Consider the following 18,474-nt stretch of genomic DNA (forward strand, 5'->3'; position numbering starts at 1 on the left):
GTGCGCAAACTGGCCTGCGACGCCGACATCATCCCCGTGGTCCTGGGCGGCGAGGGCCAGGTCCTGGACATCGGACGGGCCTCACGGATCTTCCCGCCGCACATCCGCAAGGCCATCACCGCGCGGGACAAGGGCTGCGCTTTCCCCGGGTGCACCATGCCGGCCCCTTGGTGCGAGGCCCACCATATCGAGTACTGGTCCCGCGGCGGAGTCACGAGCGCCGCGAACGGGACGTTGCTCTGCAGCCATCACCATCATCTGATCCACAAGGAAGACTGGCACATCCAGGTCCAAGCGGGCGTGCCCTGGTTCATCCCGCCACCGCACATCGACCCCCACCGCAAACCCCGCAGAAACCACTACTTCCAGTGATGAGCCCCGCGATGGGCGTTCTCCTGCGGATGGGCCTTCCCTGCGGCCACTGGTCCTCCACAGGCGCTCTGCGGTTGCCCTGTCCACATAGCACCGGTCCGGGCTGCTGCTGCGGGCTCGGACCTTCTAGTCTCGTGGATATGCCACGTAGGAACCGAGCCTCACCCGCGGATGATGCTGCGAGTGCCGCCCGGCTCCGATTCGTTGCTCGTCTTGCGTCACCGACGGACCACAAGGCCGAGGCTCAGCCTGGCCACGTCAACAAAACGGAGCCTCTGCTTCCATTGCAGGCCTTGATGACATCCGGACCTGGTATGGCCGATGTGGGGGAGCAGTCAGGCACCGAAGGGGTGTCCGAGGAGGCAGGACCTTCATCGAGGCTTCGGTGGCGCACTCCATGGCGGGTAGCCGTGTTGTTGGCTTTGCCTTGTTTGTTGCTGGTGATTTGGTTCTTCTGGCAGTCCTGGTCCGGGCAGCCGATGGTTGAGCCTCTCGTTCGAAGTTCACATGCGGGAGGAAATCCCGAAGCGGGCGCGGGAAGTAGAAATGGCGGTGTCGACGGGGGCTTGGAATCACCCGATGGAGCCCAGCTCCTCATAGTCCACGTTGCGGGTGCCGTTAAGAACCCCGGGATTGTCAGGGTGCCCGCCGGTGCGCGGGTATTCGACGCGATCGCCGCAGCTGGTGGTGCGGATACAACTGCCCAGCTTGACAGCCTCAACCTTGCCGCCATCGTGGAGGACTCGGCGAAGATTCATGTTCCGCGGCTGGGTGAGGCTGTTCCGTCACAGCTTGCGGGGCCAATTGGCGGTGCGCCCACAGCCGGTGGCGCGGGAACCGGGACTTCTGGCGGTGGAAAAGTCAACCTCAATACCGCGACGGCCGAGGAGCTCGACGCCTTGCCCAAGGTCGGCCCCGTCCTGGCCAAACGCATTGTCGAATGGCGGCAGCAGCACGGCCCGTTCGCTGCCGTGGAGGACCTCGATGCCGTGGATGGTGTTGGTCCCAAGATGATGGAATCGCTTCTGCCCTTGGTGACGGTCTAGGGTGAGCGGAGTCAAGCTGAGGCCCGGCCGCGTAGACCTTCGGCTGGCCCCGTCTGCCGTTCTCACGTGGACTGTCTCCCTTGCGGCCGCCTATCTACCTTCCCTCTGGACGGGAGTTGTGTGCGTGGCTTTGGCCCTCGCCGCGTGTCTTCTTCTCGCCACTCGGGCCAGGGCTCCTCGTAGCCTGAGGACGTTTCCTGCCACGTTGGCCGTTGCGTGTTTGTTCGGCGCGGCCGTGGCCGCCCACGCCGCAATGCAAGCGGGACAGCGCGACGACGGACCGGTTGCCGACGTTGCAGCGGCGCGCGATTCGGTGGTCATTCATGTGTTGATCGTGGGTGATCCTCGCGAGTTAGGCACGGATTCCCGTGGATCGGGACGGTGGGCCGTGCCGGCCGAAGTGATTGATATTGCGGCCGACGGCATGCTGATCCGCTCCCGCACCAGAATTCTGCTGACCGGAGGCGAAGGCTGGGGGCAGGTTGTCACGGGACAGGAGGTAAGAACAGCGGGAAAACTGAAGCCTGCAAAGCCAGGACAAGTCGAGGCTGGTGTTCTTGTCGCCGCCACCCCACCCATGCGGCCGGACTCACAGCGGAAGCCAGACACACAGAACAAGCCAGAAGCAAGGCACCCGACGCAAGGACCTGCCGACATTCCCCGCGGTCCCGCCCAATTGAAAAGGCAATTCAGTTCCGCCGCCGAGTGGTTGCAGGGCGACGCCGCCGGTCTCCTGCCTGGAATGGTCACGGGCGACACCACTGGCTTGGACGAAAGCCTGGAGACGGCGATGAAAACCACCGGCACCACCCATCTCACCGCGGTCAGTGGCGCAAATTGCAGCCTCATTCTTGGCGGCCTGGTGCTACTGGCAAGGAGCTTTAGGCTTGCTAGGGGAGTCGCGGCAATCGTGGCCCTTGGTGGCCTGGCGGCCTTTGTCATGATGGTGGGGCCGGACGCAAGCGTCCTGAGGGCAGCGGTCATGGGTGCTATCGGCCTCACCGCGCTAAGTGGCGGCCGGCAGGGCAGGAGCCTGGGCTTTCTGTGCCTCGCGGTCACTGGGCTGCTCACCCTGGATCCCTCACTTGGTACGAGTGTGGGGTTCCTCTTGTCCGTCCTCGCTACCCTGGGAATTGTCCTGTTGGCACGGCCTATCGCTTCCTGGGCTCCGTCTTGGGTACCTTCCTGGCTAGCGTCCGCCGTCGCCGTCCCCTTGGCGGCGCAGCTTCTGTGCAGCCCGGTCATCGTAGCCTTGCAACCGCAGTTCTCCAGTTACTCATTGCTGACGAATATCGCAGTTGCTCCGTTTGTCGCACCCGTGACGATCCTGGGAACCATTGCTGTCCCCCTTGTCCCGCTGCTTCCCTGGCTTGCAATTGTTCCGATAGCCGTTGCCGGGGCCAGCGCGGGAATGGTGGCGGCAATCGCCAGGTTCTTCGCCGGGCTTCCCGGAGCGTCCTTGCCGTGGCCGGAAGGTCCCGCTGGAATCGCCACCATGAGTCTCTGGTCTGTTGGGACAGTCCTGCTTGTGTGGCTGGTCTTGCATCCGACGCGGGTGGTCTCCGCCGTACTGTGGTTGCACGGCCGCTTGGTGCTCCTCATAGCCGCAGGGGAGTCGTCTCTTCGTCGCCGATGGACCCGCTGAACGTGGGAGACTGGAATTCTGCAAAACCCTTCTGGAAGGAAGCAACATTGGCTGCTGCCCAGGTCTCCAAGGCTAAAACTTCCGCGGCGAACACCGCCAGCTGGCGGGACGTTACCCCATCCGCGGTAGTGCTCATCACCGGCCCTGAGGAATACCTCGGAATCCGGGCCATGGATCGGATCCGATCGCAAGTGCGTGCCGCAGCACCGGAAGTGGAAATCAGCAAGCTCAATGCCGGAAGCTACGAGTCCGGCTCCCTCGCAATGGCGGTCACGCCGTCACTGTTCGATGAGGCAAAACTCATCGAGATCGAGGGCCTCGAGTCCATGACCGATGCCTTCCTTGCCGATGCCTTGAAATACGTAGCCCAACCGGAGAACGACGTCGTGTTGGTCCTTCGCCACGGTGGCGGGGTGCGCGGAAAGAAACTCCTGGACGCCATCAAGTCCTCCGGATGGCCGGTGGTGGACTGCCAACCCTTGAAAAAGGACGCCGAGAAAACAGCATTCGTCGTCTCGGAATTCAAGGCAGGCGGCCGGCGCATCGAAGCGGAAGCCGTCCAAGCCCTCGTCAATGCAGTCGGAGCCAGCCTCTCCGAACTCGCTGCGGCATGCAACCAGCTCATCGCGGACGCCACCACCACGGTGGACGCAGCCACCGTCGAACGCTACTACGGTGGCCGCGTGGAAGCCACGGCATTCAAGGTTGCTGACGCCGCCATGGCCGGCAACGGGCCGCAAGCGCTGTCCAGCCTCAGGCATGCCCTCGCCACCGGGGTTGACCCGGTGCCACTGGTAGCCGCCCTCGCCGCGAAGCTCCGCACCCTGGCCAAGGTAGCCGGCGCCCAGGGATCGTCGGCACAGATCGCCAAGCAGCTTGGCATGCAGCCATGGCTCGTGGAACAGGCCCAACGCGACGTTCGCCGTTGGACTCCCGAGGGCCTGATCCGTTCCATCCAGGTCACCGCTGAAGCGGACGCCCAAGTGAAGGGCCTCTCGCGGGATCCTGTGTACGCGGTGGAGCACGCTGTCACCGTCATTGCCACCTCGGCCCGCGGACGCTAGGTCCGCGCGACACCCAGACTGTCGGGCGCTACGCGCAATGCTTGGCGACGCCCGAATACCTGGGTCGATAGGCATTTTCCGCGTCGTCAGTAAGCCCCGCCCGTCCGCCGGCGTGCCTCGAATCTTAAAGACGCGAGGCCGGCACCCAAATGGGTGCCGGCCTCACGTTCAGCTCAGTCGAACTGGATAAACCTTAGAGTGCGTTGACCTTTTTGGAGATCGCCGACTTGCGGTTTGCAGCGTTGTTCTTGTGAATAACGCCCTTGCTGACAGCCTTATCCAGCTTACGGCTAGCAGCAACAAGAGCCTTTGCAGCGGCATCCTTGTCCGTGGACTCAACGGCGGTGGCAACGGCGCGGATGGCCGTCTTCAGCTCAGACTTGACGGCGTTGTTACGCAGGCGAGCCTTCTCGTTGGTGAGGATGCGCTTCTTCTGGGACTTGATATTAGCCACGTGTGTGAACTCTCTTTTTAATGCGGAAAATGGTCTAGAGGGTTTTCAGGTTGGCCATCGACTGAGCGGCGTGGGGATGCCTATGGCAGCCAACCATGAGTGGCCGTCGACCTGCACGGACACACAGCCATAAATATTATCAGACTCGGCCCTTTTCCGGGGATTTCGGGTCTACGCCGAATCGTGTTGCCCGTTGAGCCGACGCGCCACAACTTGGAAAGCGCGCTTGTCGAGGACAGCACCCTCGCGCCGGACGTCCGCCGGATTGATGCGAACCACCCGGTCTACCTTGACCTCGCTGGGCCGGCCTTGGGGGTCCCAGGACCCAGTTCCGATGTCGACGTAGTCATCTGAACGGCGGCCGTTGTCGTGGTCTTTGCTGGTCAGCATCAGCCCGAGCAGCCACGCGCCGTCGTGCCCTATCAACAGGACCGGGCGATCCTTGCCTTGGGAATAATCCTCTTCGTACGGAACCCAGGACCACACGATCTCTCCGGGGTCCGGTTTGCCGTCCGGATTGGGGGAGTACCGCGGAGCCACGGCGCCGCGGAAGTCGCCCGGGTAGGGGCGGGAGAGCTGCCCGACGCCGGTGCTTGCGCTCCGGGCTTGGCCCGCCTTCGCCGGGGCCCCGGCCTTCGGGGATCGGTGAGGGGGTGTGCCAGCCGGGGATCCGATGATCCGTCGGAGGTAGCCCAGGGAGCCTCTGAGTAGTCTGCCAAGCAAATGTGTATCCGGTGCCATGGAACCACCGTACTTTCCCTTGCCGTGCCGGGTCGCACAAAATGCCTCGCACATAAGTCGTGCACATACGTCTCCCATATTGCGACGGCGCCCGATCACAGTGCACAAGCCGCGTCATGTTCATGGGAGACTATTAGTTCAGATATGCGGCTTCGGCCGGAATGGTCCAGACCAGTCCGGAGTCCGGCCGTGTGAGTATCGACAGTAAGGACCCTGCGTGTCTCCCATGGCCCGCACCGCACCGGTGCCCGCCGCGACAGATCCGGCCATCATCCGGAACTTCTGCATCATCGCCCACATCGACCACGGTAAATCCACCCTGGCCGACCGCATGTTGCAGTACACCGGCGTCGTTAAGTCCCGCGACATGAAGGCCCAGTATCTGGACCGCATGGATATCGAACGCGAACGTGGCATCACCATCAAGTCCCAGGCTGTGCGCATGCCTTGGGAACTCGACGGCACCAGCTACGCCCTGAACATGATCGATACCCCCGGCCACGTTGACTTCACCTATGAGGTTTCCCGTTCCCTTGCGGCCTGTGAAGGCGCGGTCCTCTTGGTGGATGCCGCCCAGGGCATCGAGGCCCAGACCCTGGCCAACCTCTACCTGGCGATGGAAAACAACCTCACCATCATTCCGGTGCTCAACAAGATCGACCTCCCGGCCGCCCAGCCCGAAAAGTATGCCGCGGAACTCGCCAACCTGATCGGCGGCGATCCCGAGGACGTGCTGCGCGTGTCCGGCAAGACCGGCGTCGGCGTGGAGGCCCTCCTGGACAAGATCGTCCGCGATCTTCCAGCCCCTGTCGGCGACCCGGACGCTCCGGCCCGCGCCATGATCTTCGACTCCGTGTATGACACCTACCGCGGCGTGGTCACCTACGTCCGTGTCGTGGACGGCATGCTGCACCCACGCGAGCGGATCCAGATGATGTCCACCCGCGCCACCCACGAGCTCCTGGAAATCGGTGTCAGCTCTCCGGAACCCACACCCTCCAAAGGGCTGGGCGTCGGCGAGGTAGGCTACCTCATCACCGGCGTGAAGGACGTCCGCCAGTCGAAGGTCGGCGACACCGTGACCAACCTGGCCAAGCCCGCTTCGGAATCCCTGGCCGGTTACGCCGATGCCAAGCCCATGGTCTTCTCCGGCTTGTACCCCTTGGACGGCACGGACTATCCCGTTCTGCGGGATGCCCTCGAGAAGCTGATGCTCAACGACGCCGCGCTCGTCTACGAGCCGGAGACGTCCGCCGCCCTGGGCTTCGGTTTCCGCGTGGGCTTCCTGGGCCTGCTGCACTTGGAAATCACCCGTGAACGCCTCGAGCGAGAATACAACCTCGACCTCATCTCCACCGCTCCCAACGTTGAGTACGAGGTCACGCTTGAGGACAAACGCGTCCTGCACGTCACCAACCCCAGCGAATACCCCACGGGCAAAATCGCCGAGGTGCGCGAACCAATGGTGTCTGCCACCATCCTGGCTCCCAATGAGTTTGTGGGCGCCATCATGGAGCTGTGCCAGAGCCGCCGCGGGGTCATGGGCGGCATGGACTACCTCTCGGAAGACCGGGTGGAAATCCGGTATCGCCTGCCGCTGGCCGAGATTGTCTTCGACTTCTTCGACATCCTCAAGTCCAAGACCCGCGGCTATGGATCGCTGGACTGGAAGGCCGACGGCGAGCAGGTTGCCGACCTGGTCAAGGTGGACATCATGCTCCAGGGTGAGCAGGTTGACGCTTTCAGCGCTATCACCCACCGGGACAAGGCCTACGCCTACGGCGTCATGATGACAGGCAAGCTGCGCGAGCTCATTCCCCGCCAGCAGTTCGAGGTCCCCATCCAGGCCGCCATCGGCTCCCGGATCATCGCCCGCGAGAGTATCCGCGCCATCCGCAAGGACGTCCTTGCGAAGTGCTACGGCGGTGACATCACCCGTAAGCGCAAACTTCTGGAAAAGCAGAAGGAAGGCAAGAAGCGCATGAAGATGGTGGGCCGCGTGGAAGTTCCACAGGAAGCATTCATCGCAGCGCTGACCACCGACGAATCCAAGGACAAGGCCAAGAAGTAATGCGGCTGTCCGCCCGGAACACTGCGGTACAGGCGGGCACAGAACGGCCCCGGAGGGAGTTCCGTGCCTAGCGTTCTTCCCCTTGGGGATCCGGCACCTGCGGACGGCATCTTGCCTCCGCAGGTGCTCGACGGCGTCGTTTCGCGCAAGTTTGGACTGTACGTCCACATACCTTTCTGTGCCGTGCGTTGCGGATACTGCGATTTCAACACCTACACCGCCACTGAGCTTGGCGGCGGCGCCTCCCAGGACGCCTACGCGTCCACTGCCATTTCGGAAGTGGAGTTCGCCGTCCGGGCCATGGAAGCCTCCGGGCTGCCGCAGCGGCCCCTGAGCACGGTGTTCTTCGGCGGCGGCACGCCGACCCTCCTGCCTGCTGAAGATCTCGCACGCATCCTGACGGCCGCCGTCGGGCACTGGGGACTGGAAGCCGGAGCCGAAGTCACCACTGAAGCGAATCCGGACTCCGTGACGCCGGAGTCCCTCCAGCTGCTCGCGGATGCCGGCTTTACGCGGATTTCCTTCGGCATGCAGTCGGCAGTCCCTCACGTGCTCAAGGTCCTGGACCGTACACACACACCCAGCCGCGTCCCCTTGGTGGTCCAATGGGCGCGCGACGCCGGTCTTGCCGTGAGCCTCGACCTCATCTACGGCACTCCCGGCGAGTCGATGGCTGATTGGCAGATCTCCCTGGAGACTGCCTTGTCCTACAGTCCGGACCACATCAGCGCCTACGCGCTGATTGTGGAAGAAGGCACCAAGCTGGCGGCACAGATCCGGCGCGGCGAGGTTCCCGGGATCGACGACGACGACCACGCCGCGAAGTACGAACTCGCCGATCAGCTGATCAGCGCCGCCGGTCTGGACTGGTACGAGGTCAGCAATTGGTCCCGTACGCCCGAACAGGCGTGCAAACACAACCTTGCCTACTGGCGGGGAGACGACTGGTGGGGCATCGGACCCGGTGCGCATTCCCACATGGGCGGCGTCCGCTGGTGGAACGTCAAGCACCCCACCGCCTATGCCAACAGACTCGGTAGCGGGGCCTCGCCGGCCGCTGGACGGGAAACGCTCGACGCCGGAACCCGGGAAGTGGAACGCATCATGCTGGAGGCGCGCCTCGGCACCGGGCTTCAAGTCGACGCGCTCGACAAGGTGGGCCGCCACGCCGTTGCAGGCCTCATTGCCGACGGCCTGGTTGAACCCGCAGCGGCCTTCCAGGGACGGCTGGTCCTGACCCTCAAGGGCCGGCTACTCGCCGATGCCGTGGTCCGCCGGATCCTTCCGGACTAGCGGCAGGCGTCAGCGCCCGGAGCGGGAGGCTACATAGGCATCCGCCGCGAGGACCGGCTACTTGATCCAGCGCAGGTTGAAGCGGTAGCGGTGCGGCTGACCGTGGTTGACGCGGATTCCGGCCGACACCGAGAAGCAGGTCACTGCGACCCAAATCGCCGTGGCCAAAACCGCGAACAGGTTTCCCACCACCGGGAGCAGGACCAGGATGTTTGCGAGTACTGCGGCAATCGTCGGAGGCAAAGTGAAGTTGAGCGCTTCCTTGGATTCCTGGGCCGTGAACGGGCCACGCTCGCGGAAGATCAGGTAGATCAGGAGCGAAGGCACGCAGCCGAGGATTCCTCCAAAGTGCGCCAGGGTTGCCCACTGCCGGTCTTCCGAGGCAGTCAAGGGCAGCGCGTTGGCAGGAACGCCGTGGTACTGGGACTGGCCCGAGGTGCCGTCCCGATCGTCAGGAGCGTTGTCTGCCACAGTTTCTTCCTTCGAGTGTCTATCGGTGCAGTGTTGCTGTCCCAGAATACTTGCTTGGCACGCGGTCAGCCGACCAACTGCTGTCCCCTACGCAGGTAATTCATCACGGAACGGTCAGGAAATCGATCACTTCCTCCACGCGACCCAGCAGAGACGCCTCCAAATCGGCGTAGCTGTGGACGGCGCCCAGCAGCTTCTGCCAACCCAGTCCGATGTCCTCGGCCGTTTCATGCGGCCAGCCGAACGCCTTCAGGATCCCGGTCTTCCAATCCGTGCCCCGCGCGATGGTCGGCCATTGCTCGATCCCCAACACCTTGGGCCGGATTGCCTGCCAGACGTCCACGTAGGGGTGTCCCACGATCAAGACGTTTCCCGCGGCGCCCGGCAGCATCATGGCGTCGGCAGCAATCCGCGACTCCTTCGAATCCGGGACCAAGTGGTCCACAAGGATCCCGAGACGGCGGCCCGGGCCCGGGGAGAATGCGGCTATTGCCGCCTTGAGATCGTCCACGCCATGCAACGGCTCGACGACGATACCCTCCACCCGGAGGTCATCTCCCCACACCTTTTCCACAAGTTCGGCGTCGTGCTTACCTTCCACCCATATCCGGCTCGCCTTGGCGACTTGGGCCCGCTGGCCGGCGACTCGGACGGATCCTGATGCTGTCCTGCCTGCTGGCGCCGCCCCCTTGGCGGCGGCCGGGCGTGGGGCAGGCGGCAGGAGCTTCACTGCTTGTCCCTCCAGCAGGAATCCGAAGCCAAGCCGGAACGACTTGGCTTTTCCCCGCCGATCCTCCAGCACCACAATGTGCATGCCTCCGGACTTCTCCACCCTGGTCACGGCCCCGACCCAGCCGGACTGGACGTCTTCGAGAACCATTCCGCGTTCAACAGGAACCTCAGGCAGTTGCCGTTTGGCAGGCGAGGAGAGGTCTTGCGGGCCCCAATTGTCGTAAGACACGGTCTTCACACCACTTTGCGCTAGGGGATCGGTCACGGTCCGTGGCGTTGCGCAGGACCGCGCGGGAATCATGTTCGCCGCGAGCGGTACCAATGCTAACAACGAGGTGGCTCATACTAGACTTGTTAGCACTTGGGCATGTTGAGTGCTAACTGTTGAAATGTTGATTGGAGGTGGGCAGTGAGCGAACCACGCAAGCTTGAAGTGTTACGCGCCATCGTGGAGGACTACGTTCACTCCCGCGAGCCGGTCGGTTCCAAAGCCTTGGTTGAACGGCACCATCTGGGAGTGTCGAGCGCAACCATCCGCAATGACATGGCCCTCTTGGAAGAAGAAGGCCTCATTGCCGCACCGCACACGAGCGCCGGCCGCATTCCCACGGACAAAGGTTATCGCCTGTTCGTCGACCGTATTTCCGAGGTCAAACCACTTTCGGCCGCCGAGCGCCGGGCCATCCACTCCTTGCTTGAGGGACCTGACGACGTCGAGGACATCCTTGAGCGCACCGTCCGGCTCCTCTCGCAACTGACCAACCAGGTCGCCGTCGTGCAGTATCCGCACCTGAGCCGCGCGCGCGTCCGGCACATTGAGTTTGTCCTTTTGGCACCGCGCCAGGTCCTGGTGGTGTTGATCGCCGATTCGGGCAAGGTGGAACAGGGCGTTGTGCACGCAGCGACGGACACCGCTGACGACGAACTCATGGCCTTGCGGGCGCGATTCCTTGGAAGCATCGCCGGCTCCCAGCTCGACCTCATGCCGCAAGTGCTGCCATCGGTGGTTGCCCTGTGCCCGCCGGCGCTTCGGAACCTTGCCGGCGCCCTTGCCCACGGCCTGGAAAGGCTTGCCGAGCGGAGCCGCGACGAACGCATGGTCATGGCAGGCACGGCAAACCTGGCCCGCTCCAACGTGGACTTCCCGCTGAGCATCGGTCCGGTCCTCGAAGCGCTTGAGGAACAGGTGGTCATGTTGCGGCTTTTGTCCGACATGGCGGAAGACCCCCGGGGCGTCACGGTGAGTATCGGCCGCGAAAACCCCTACGACGGCCTCTCCGAGGCTTCGGTGGTTGCCACGGGCTACGGTCCGGGCAGCAGTGCCAAGATCGGCATTCTTGGACCCACCCGCATGGACTATCCCAACACCATGGCGGCCGTCCGTGCCGTCGCACGCTACCTTTCCCGCATTCTGGGCGGCTGACGGCCTCGGCTGGAAACCGCCCCGCAAGAAACGCAGTGGAACCGTAAACAAGGAAGAGATACCGACTTTGAGCAGTCACTATGACGTTCTGGGCGTCTCGCCGGAAGCAACCGGCGAGGAGATCAAGAAGGCCTACCGCAAACTCGCACGTAAGCTGCACCCCGATGTGAACCCCGGGGCCGGCGCTGCAGAGGAATTCAAGGCGGTGACCCACGCTTACGAGGTCCTCTCCGACCCACAGAAGCGCCGCGTCTACGACGCCACCGGCAACGAGAACGGGACCGACAACGGTTTCGGCGGCGGCTACGCGGGCCAGGGATTCGCCTTCCAGGACATCTTCGACACCTTCTTCGGCGGAGGAGGTGGCGGCATGCAAGGCCCCGCATCACGCATGCGCCGCGGGCAGGACGCCTTGATCAGTGTCCGCATCGACTTGCGCGAAGCCGTCTTCGGTGTCAACAAAAAGCTCGAAGTGGACACTGCAGTCATCTGTCCCACGTGCGAAGGCTCATGCTGCCGACCGGGCACCCACCCGGAACGCTGCGACATCTGTGGCGGCTCGGGCCAGGTCCAGCGGGCCGTGCGCTCGATCCTCGGCCAGGTCATGACCGCCGCGCCGTGTGGATCATGCGAAGGTTTCGGCTCGATCATCAAGGATCCCTGTAATGAGTGCAACGGCCAGGGCCGCATCCGCAGCCGCCGTTCACTGACCGTCAAGGTGCCTGGCGGCGTCGCTACCGGGACCCGCATCCAGCTGTCGTCGCAAGGCGAAGCAGGCCCCGCAGGCGGGCCTCCCGGCGACCTCTACGTGGAGATCCGGGTCAACAGCGACTCCACCTACATCCGCGAAGGCGACGACCTCCACGCCACGCTGAGCGTCCCCATGACCGCCGCGGCGCTGGGTACCGAGCTCCAGCTTGAGACTTTCGACGGTCCCCAGGAAATCGACGTCAAGTCCGGCACGCAGTCCGGCGAAGTCATCACCCTGCGCGGGCTGGGCGTCACCCATCTCCGCGGCTACGGCAGGGGAGACCTCAAGGTGCACCTTCACGTTGAGACGCCCGGCAAGCTCGACGCCGCACAGGAAGACCTGCTTCGCCAACTGGCCAAGTTGCGCGGGGAGCAGTTCACCGAAGGCAAGCTTGTGGCCAGTGGAGGTATGTTCGCGAAGCTGCGGGACAAGCTCGGTAACCTGTAGCGGTGAGCAACCCCGTATTCTTCACAGCTGCCGGATCGCTTGATGGGCTCGGCCCTGGCGACTCTTTCATGCTTGACGGCGCCGAAGCCAGGCATGCAGTCACCGTCAAGCGCCTGGAAATCGGCGAAGCCGTCGATATCGCCGACGGTGCCGGCAAACGGCTCACGGGCACCGTGGCCGAATCCGGGCAGGGAACCCTGACGGTCCTTGCCTCCGCCGTCCAGGAGGAACACCAGCCAGCCGTACGGCTCGTGTTGGTCCAGGCCCTCGCGAAGGGCGACCGGGACGAGCTCGCCGTCGAAACGGCAACGGAACTCGGGATCGACGCCGTCGTGCCCTGGCAGGCGGAACGTTCCATCGTGCGCTGGAAGGGTGACCGGGCGGCAAAAGCCCACGCGAAATGGCAATCTGTCGCCACGGCAGCCGCCAAGCAGGCGCGGCGCGCGTGGATTCCCGAGGTGCGTGCCGCCGTCGACGGCTCCGGCCTGGCTGCGGCCGTTGCCGCCGCCGATCTGGCGATCATCCTGCACGAGGACGCGAAACGTCCGCTGCGGGAGGTCCTGGAGAAGTGGCACGGCGGGGTTTCCGACGCCGATGCCGGGGCTGGGCGGGAAGTGCTGCTCATTGTCGGCCCAGAGGGCGGCATTTCACCGCGCGAAGTGACGAAACTCAGCGACGTCGGCGCCGTCACCGCGCTCTTGGGCCACCACGTGCTTCGCTCGTCGACGGCGGGTCCTGCCGCCGTCGTGCTCGCCAGTGACATCCTGGGGCGCTGGTAGCCCGCAGCACGTCCTAGATCAGCGGACGTCCTCAGCGAACGGTGAAAGTACGGGTATCAGTCGCGATGTCCGCGTCGTTGGGTCCCATCAAGGAGACCCGCAATTCGTAGCGGCCCGCTCCGAGCCCCACTGTGAAGCTGAAGGTTCCACCCTGTCCCGGAACGGTCGAGGCAGTGACCTGCCCGGCGAGGTACGAGGACTTGTCGCCGTTTGAGTTCTCGCGAAGGATTTGCCAATGCAGCTTCTTCGAGGGGTCCGTGCTTCGGCCGTTGAACTTGACCGGACCGGAAGGCAAGGTCAGGTCCTCCTGCGGGTCGATGATCCACACCGGCGCCACCATGGAGGCGTCGCGCACCATCGGATCGCCGAGTTTGACCTGGCCGAATGCCATGTAGTCCGTGTGCCCGTCAACCAGGATGGTCACCTTGATCTGCTGTCCTGAATCGATCAGGCCCGAACTTGCGGCCGCAGCGGTAGCGGTATAGACGAGTTCCTGGACCGCCCGCTGTGCCATCCCGGCATCGAGATTGGAGTTGAACGCGTCGCGGGAAACATCGACCGTGACCACGTTCTTACCGGAAATCGAGGTCGCCAGGCTGCCAGGGTTCTGCCAGGGAGTGAAGAAATCGTGATCCAGAGGCTTCTGGGACATCATGATCCGCAGCGCCGTGGTGATGGGGTTCTCGTTGCCTGGGTTGTCACGGAATTCGCGGTACAGGAAGGTGTCCGTGTCGCTGCGCCCGATCCAGTACACGGGGATCTTGTTGGAGGCCTGGGTCGTTTCGAGCGGAGCATTGCTGTCGGGGGCCGTCTGCAGGGCAGCGGTCGGGGTGGGGACCGGCGTCGTGGATCCCTGTCCAGTGCGATCGGCAATGCATCCCGACAGGAACAAGGCAGCCGTCAAGGCGGTCACAAGCATCGCGGAACGTTTCCGGATGCGTGTGCCGTGAGGGGTGACGGCTGGCCTGGTGATTTTGGATTCCTGATCGTGTTCGGCCGCTGTAGCGCGGGGGAGTCATGCGCCCGGCGGCCGGGCACAGGGGCATTTTTGCCCATGAATCAGCTTGTCATAGTCTCCGGGGCCCCGGCTGGCGTTTCGATACCCGGGCGGACAACTGCAATCCGATTGATACGAGGTCGATGCCGAGTTGATACCAAAGCGGCACGAATCCGCCGTCCGCAGCCCCGCCGGGCACGGTCCGGACCCATCCCGGAGACTGGCTGGCGTAGGATTGAAAGCAATCCGAGGCCCACGATCCTGCGCCCATCCAGCAGACGGACATCGGAGAAAATCGATGGACATCACCAAGCCCGAGGAGCACAGGCCGCGAGGCCAGCACTATGACAGAATCATTGAACGGGCGGCCCAAGGCCGGCAGCGTTGAGACAGGTCCGGCCGAGTTTCCCCACTCTGTCCCGGGCGCCCGGACGGAAGTTGTCATCTTCGACAACTCGGATCAGATGGTTCAGACCCTTGGCAGCCATGACGAGGCCTTGCGCTACATCGAAGCCCAGTTCCCCGGCGTCGACTTCCACGTGCGCGGCAACGAGCTCTCCTTCAGCGGACCGTCAAGCGACGTTCCCAGGATCATGCGCCTTCTGGAGGAAGTCCGTGGCCTGGTCGGCAAGGGGACAGTCATCACCCCGGACGTGCTCCAGCAGCTTGTTTCCTTGTTGCGGAGCCAATCGCTGCAAAACCCCGTGGAAATCCTGACCCACAACATCCTTTCGAGCCGCGGGCGCACCATTCGGCCCAAGACGCTCAATCAGAAGAACTATGTCGATGCCATAGATGACAACACCGTCATCTTCGGGATCGGCCCTGCGGGCACCGGCAAGACGTACCTGGCGATGGCCAAAGCCGTCCAGGCACTGCAGCTCAAGGAAGTCAGCCGCATCATCCTCACGAGGCCCGCCGTTGAAGCAGGTGAGCGCCTCGGGTTCCTGCCGGGAACGTTGAGCGACAAGATCGACCCCTACCTGCGTCCTTTGTACGATGCTTTGCACGACATGATGGATCCGGAATCGATTCCGCGGCTCATGGCTGCCGGGACCATTGAGGTAGCACCGCTTGCGTACATGCGCGGCCGCACGCTCAACGACGCGTTCATCATCCTCGATGAGGCGCAAAACACCACGGCGGAACAGATGAAGATGTTCCTGACCCGTTTGGGCTTCGGATCCAAGATGGTTGTCACGGGGGATATCACCCAGGTGGATTTGCCCTTCGGCGCCACTTCCGGGCTGCGCATCGTCCAGGAGATCCTCAGCGGGATCGACGGCGTGAACTTCACGATGCTGGACGCTTCCGACGTCGTCAGGCACCGGCTCGTCGCTGACATTGTGTCCGCCTACAGCAAGTGGGACGAAAAGCACCGGGTGCGTGCCCAGCACACGCCCATCCATGACAAACGGGGAGAACACCGATGAGCATCGAGGTCAACAACGAGTCCGGCGTCCAGGTGGACGAGGCACAATTGGTGACGCTTTCGCGCTTCATCTTCGAGCGGCTCTACATTCACCCGCAGGCCGAACTTTCCATCCTCCTGGTGGATGAGCCCGCCATGGAAAAGCTCCACATCGAGCTCATGGACGAACCCGGCGCCACGGACGTCCTGTCTGTTCCGATGGATGAGCTGACTCCAGGTACTCCCGGCAAGCCGGCTCCACAGGGCATGCTGGGCGACATCGCCATCTGCCCGCAGGTAGCCGAGGCTCAAGCGCGCAACGCCGGTCATTCAACGCAGGATGAAATGCTCCTGCTCTGCACGCACGGAATCCTTCACCTCCTCGGTTTCGACCACGCGGAGCCGGAGGAAAAGGAAGAGATGTTCGGCCTGCAGCGTGAGCTGCTGTCCGCGTTCCTCGGCAAGGACGCCCCCATGGAGACCATGCTGTGACCTCGCTCATCCTGGTCGGGATGGCGTTGGTATTCCTCAGTTTCGTCGCCCTGCTGACCGCGGCTGAAGCTGCCTTCACCTTCCTGCCGCGGCACGACGCGGAGCAAGCCATCGTCAAGAGCAGGGGAAATTCACTTCGCAGTATCCTCGCCCAGCCCGTTGCGCACATTCGCGCACTGCGGTTCTGGCGTGTCTGGTTCGAGATGGCGGCAGCAGTGGCCGTCGCCGTCGTCATGCACAGCCTCCTAGAGAACGTTTGGCTTGCCGGATTGGCGGCTACAGGCATCATGGCCGTCATTGGATTCGTTCTGGTGGGCGTCTCGCCCCGTCAACTCGGACGCGCCCACTCGGGCGGGGTGGTTCGCTACTCGGCACCACTCATCAGGTTCCTGTGCTGGATCCTGGGTCCCATCCCTGGTTGGCTCGTGGCGATCGGCAGTACGGTAGCGCCCGGCGCGCCCAGCGGCGACGAAGCATTCTTCAGCGAGGAAGAATTCCGTGAACTCGTGGACAGGGCCACGGAATCCGACATGATCGAGGACAGCGAGGCCGAACTGATCCAATCGGTCTTCGACTTCGGCGACACCTTGGTGCGCTCGGTGATGGTTCCTCGAACGGACATTGTGAGCATCGAGTCCGGATCCAGCCTGGAGCAGGCCATGGCCTTGTTCCTCCGTTCCGGGTACTCAAGGATCCCCGTCATCGGCGAGAACGCGGACCAGATCCGCGGCATTCTCTATTTGAAGGACGTCGCTGCCGCATTGCATCGCCCCGAACAACCATCAGTACGCCAGGACGTTGACGCCATAGCCCGCGAGGCACGCTTCGTTCCCGAATCGAAGCCTGTCAGCGACCTCCTGAGCGAGCTTCAGCAAGAGTCCACGCACGTCGCCGTCGTCATTGACGAATACGGCGGCACGGCCGGACTGGTGACGCTGGAGGACCTGATTGAGGAAATTGTCGGGGAGATCGTCGATGAGTACGATTCGAACGATGCCGAGGTCACTGACCTTGGTGACGGCACGTACCGCGTCAGTTCGCGGATGAGCATCGACGACCTCGGCGAACTTTTCCACATTGACCTCGACGACGACGAAGTGGACACCGTAGGCGGCCTCCTGGCCAAGACCCTGGGCAAGGTGCCCATCGTCGGCAGCGCGGTGCACGTGGATGGGATCTCCTTGAAAGCCGATAGGCTGGAAGGCCGGCGAAACCGGGTCAGCCATATCATTGCGGCAGCCATTCCAAAAGAAGACACTGACCTTGAAGACCTTCTCGACGAGGCCGACACAACGCAACAGGGAGTTCCACGTGAGCAAGCACAATAAGAAGTTCGACGCCGATCAGGACTTCGGCGGCTTCCACGCAGGATTCTCGGTTCTTGTGGGGCGTCCCAACGCCGGCAAGTCCACCCTCACCAACGCTTTGGTCGGCCAGAAGGTGGCCATCACCTCGGCAAAACCGCAGACCACGAGGCACACGATCCGCGGCATTGTCCATCGGGACGACGCGCAGCTGATCCTTGTCGACACCCCGGGACTCCACCGCCCGCGCACCCTCCTTGGCAAGAGGCTCAACGATCTCGTCGCGGACACCCTCTCCGAGGTGGACGCCATTGGCTTTTGCTTGCCCGCCAACGAGAAGATCGGACCGGGCGACAAGTACATCGCAGCCCAGCTCGCCGCGGTGGGACGCAAGCCCATCATCGCCCTGGTCACCAAGACCGACCTTGTTGACCGCCAGGCCCTGACCGAGCAACTCCTGGCTGTAGCCGCATTGGGCCGCGAAGTCCTCGGCGAGCAAGGCTGGGCCGATATCGTTCCGGTTTCAGCAACCGACGGTTTCCAGGTCAATACGGTCGCCGACGTCCTCATCGGCCACATGCCGCCTTCTCCGCCGCTCTACCCGGACGGTGAACTCACCGATGAACCGGAGGCCGTCATGGTCGCCGAACTTATCCGGGAAGCAGCGCTGGAAGGCGTCCGCGACGAGCTTCCGCACTCCCTGGCCGTGGTGGTGGAGGAAATCCTGCCCCGCGAGGGCCGCTCCGAAGACAACCCGCTCCTCGACGTGCGGGTCAATTTGTACGTTGAGCGCCCGTCCCAGAAGGCCATCATCATCGGCAAGGCCGGAAGCCGGCTGCGCGAAGTCGGAACGAACGCCCGCAAGGGCATTGAGGCCCTCCTGGGAACCAAGATCTACCTCGACCTGCACGTGAAAGTGGCCAAGGACTGGCAGCGCGACCCGAAGCAACTCGTGAAGCTGGGGTTCTAACCGCTGGGGAA

At 63.5% G+C, this 18,474-nt stretch carries 18 protein-coding genes; 13 read left to right on the forward strand and 5 right to left on the reverse strand.

Features of this window, described 5'->3' with window-relative positions; all coding sequences use genetic code 11:
• The 4 genes from QRN51_RS05685 to holA all read left to right on the forward strand — a co-directional run.
• A partial coding sequence (locus tag QRN51_RS05685) for an HNH endonuclease signature motif containing protein (RefSeq protein WP_284988993.1) occupies window positions 1–372 on the forward strand: 372 nt, incomplete at its 5' end.
• Window positions 373–938: 566 nt separating this feature from the next.
• The gene (locus QRN51_RS05690; RefSeq protein WP_275937076.1) at window positions 939–1,418 is read left to right on the forward strand and encodes a helix-hairpin-helix domain-containing protein; all 480 of its coding nucleotides are present in this window, start codon (window positions 939–941) and stop codon (window positions 1,416–1,418) included.
• A 235-nt stretch (window positions 1,419–1,653) separates the two neighbouring features.
• Window positions 1,654–3,063 carry a ComEC/Rec2 family competence protein gene (locus QRN51_RS05695; RefSeq protein ID WP_284988995.1) on the forward strand — a complete coding sequence of 470 codons (1,410 nt, stop codon included), beginning with the start codon at window positions 1,654–1,656 and terminating at the stop codon, window positions 3,061–3,063.
• A 47-nt stretch (window positions 3,064–3,110) separates the two neighbouring features.
• Window positions 3,111–4,127 (forward strand): DNA polymerase III subunit delta, encoded by a 1,017-nt coding sequence (gene holA, locus QRN51_RS05700; RefSeq protein ID WP_284988997.1) that lies wholly within the window; start codon window positions 3,111–3,113, stop codon window positions 4,125–4,127.
• Between the two features lie 193 nt (window positions 4,128–4,320).
• Here holA and rpsT read toward each other — a convergent pair whose 3' ends face one another.
• Window positions 4,321–4,581 carry a 30S ribosomal protein S20 gene (rpsT, locus tag QRN51_RS05705; protein ID WP_028267110.1) on the reverse strand — a complete coding sequence of 87 codons (261 nt, stop codon included), beginning with the start codon at window positions 4,579–4,581 and terminating at the stop codon, window positions 4,321–4,323.
• Between the two features lie 171 nt (window positions 4,582–4,752).
• Window positions 4,753–5,322 (reverse strand): type II toxin-antitoxin system PemK/MazF family toxin, encoded by a 570-nt coding sequence (locus tag QRN51_RS05710; RefSeq protein WP_284988998.1) that lies wholly within the window; start codon window positions 5,320–5,322, stop codon window positions 4,753–4,755.
• A 217-nt stretch (window positions 5,323–5,539) separates the two neighbouring features.
• On the opposite strand from QRN51_RS05710, the gene lepA reads away from it, so the two are divergent.
• Entirely contained in the window at window positions 5,540–7,393 is a 1,854-nt protein-coding gene (gene lepA / locus QRN51_RS05715; RefSeq protein WP_284988999.1) for a translation elongation factor 4, read from the forward strand.
• Window positions 7,394–7,456: 63 nt separating this feature from the next.
• On the forward strand, window positions 7,457–8,686 hold the full coding sequence (hemW, locus tag QRN51_RS05720) for a radical SAM family heme chaperone HemW (RefSeq protein WP_284989000.1): 1,230 nt from the start codon (window positions 7,457–7,459) through the stop codon (window positions 8,684–8,686).
• A gap of 57 nt (window positions 8,687–8,743) precedes the next feature.
• Here hemW and QRN51_RS05725 read toward each other — a convergent pair whose 3' ends face one another.
• Together QRN51_RS05725 and QRN51_RS05730 are read right to left on the reverse strand one after the other, a co-directional pair.
• Entirely contained in the window at window positions 8,744–9,157 is a 414-nt protein-coding gene (locus QRN51_RS05725) for a DUF4870 domain-containing protein (RefSeq protein ID WP_059390016.1), read from the reverse strand.
• A 103-nt stretch (window positions 9,158–9,260) separates the two neighbouring features.
• Window positions 9,261–10,118, reverse strand: a complete 858-nt coding sequence (locus tag QRN51_RS05730; protein WP_284989001.1) for a DUF3097 family protein — start codon at window positions 10,116–10,118, stop codon at window positions 9,261–9,263.
• Window positions 10,119–10,298: 180 nt separating this feature from the next.
• Between QRN51_RS05730 and hrcA the strand changes: the two genes are divergently transcribed.
• From hrcA to QRN51_RS05745, 3 genes are all read left to right on the forward strand, one after another.
• Window positions 10,299–11,312, forward strand: coding sequence for a heat-inducible transcriptional repressor HrcA (hrcA, locus tag QRN51_RS05735; RefSeq protein WP_284989002.1), 1,014 nt, complete (start codon window positions 10,299–10,301; stop codon window positions 11,310–11,312).
• 67 nt (window positions 11,313–11,379) lie between these two features.
• Window positions 11,380–12,510, forward strand: a complete 1,131-nt coding sequence (gene dnaJ / locus QRN51_RS05740; RefSeq protein WP_059390014.1) for a molecular chaperone DnaJ — start codon at window positions 11,380–11,382, stop codon at window positions 12,508–12,510.
• Between the two features lie 2 nt (window positions 12,511–12,512).
• Window positions 12,513–13,289: a 16S rRNA (uracil(1498)-N(3))-methyltransferase gene (locus QRN51_RS05745; protein ID WP_284989003.1), complete on the forward strand. Its 777-nt coding sequence runs from the start codon at window positions 12,513–12,515 to the stop codon at window positions 13,287–13,289.
• 31 nt (window positions 13,290–13,320) lie between these two features.
• Here QRN51_RS05745 and QRN51_RS05750 read toward each other — a convergent pair whose 3' ends face one another.
• A complete protein-coding gene (locus QRN51_RS05750; protein WP_059390012.1) occupies window positions 13,321–14,208 on the reverse strand; it encodes a GerMN domain-containing protein in 888 nt (295 codons plus the stop codon).
• Window positions 14,209–14,630: 422 nt separating this feature from the next.
• Here QRN51_RS05750 and QRN51_RS05755 point away from each other — a divergent pair, with 422 nt between their 5' ends.
• The 4 genes from QRN51_RS05755 to era are packed head-to-tail and all read left to right on the forward strand — an operon-like array spanning window position 14,631 to window position 18,463.
• Window positions 14,631–15,719: a PhoH family protein gene (locus QRN51_RS05755; protein ID WP_059390011.1), complete on the forward strand. Its 1,089-nt coding sequence runs from the start codon at window positions 14,631–14,633 to the stop codon at window positions 15,717–15,719.
• Window positions 15,716–16,189, forward strand: a complete 474-nt coding sequence (gene ybeY, locus QRN51_RS05760) for an rRNA maturation RNase YbeY (RefSeq protein ID WP_284989005.1) — start codon at window positions 15,716–15,718, stop codon at window positions 16,187–16,189. The genes QRN51_RS05755 and ybeY overlap by 4 nt, the downstream gene beginning before the upstream one ends.
• Complete coding sequence (locus tag QRN51_RS05765) at window positions 16,186–17,517, forward strand: hemolysin family protein (protein WP_284989006.1); 1,332 nt, start codon at window positions 16,186–16,188, stop codon at window positions 17,515–17,517. The genes ybeY and QRN51_RS05765 overlap by 4 nt, the downstream gene beginning before the upstream one ends.
• Window positions 17,501–18,463 carry a GTPase Era gene (gene era, locus QRN51_RS05770; RefSeq protein WP_059390009.1) on the forward strand — a complete coding sequence of 321 codons (963 nt, stop codon included), beginning with the start codon at window positions 17,501–17,503 and terminating at the stop codon, window positions 18,461–18,463. The genes QRN51_RS05765 and era overlap by 17 nt, the downstream gene beginning before the upstream one ends.
• The last annotated feature ends 11 nt before the right edge of the window (window positions 18,464–18,474 follow it).

The organism is Arthrobacter sp. efr-133-TYG-120 (assembly GCF_030209785.1).
Taxonomy (GTDB): domain Bacteria; phylum Actinomycetota; class Actinomycetes; order Actinomycetales; family Micrococcaceae; genus Arthrobacter.

What these genes read in the sequence shown, in the direction of transcription:
- QRN51_RS05710 (WP_284988998.1), bottom strand. Translation starts at nt 5,322, where the DNA reads ATGGCACCGGATACACATTTGCTTGGCAGACTACTCAGAGGCTCCCTG.
- QRN51_RS05750 (WP_059390012.1), bottom strand. Translation starts at nt 14,208, where the DNA reads ATGCTTGTGACCGCCTTGACGGCTGCCTTGTTCCTGTCGGGATGCATT.
- QRN51_RS05755 (WP_059390011.1), top strand. Translation starts at nt 14,631, where the DNA reads ATGACAGAATCATTGAACGGGCGGCCCAAGGCCGGCAGCGTTGAGACA.
- ybeY (WP_284989005.1), top strand. Translation starts at nt 15,716, where the DNA reads ATGAGCATCGAGGTCAACAACGAGTCCGGCGTCCAGGTGGACGAGGCA.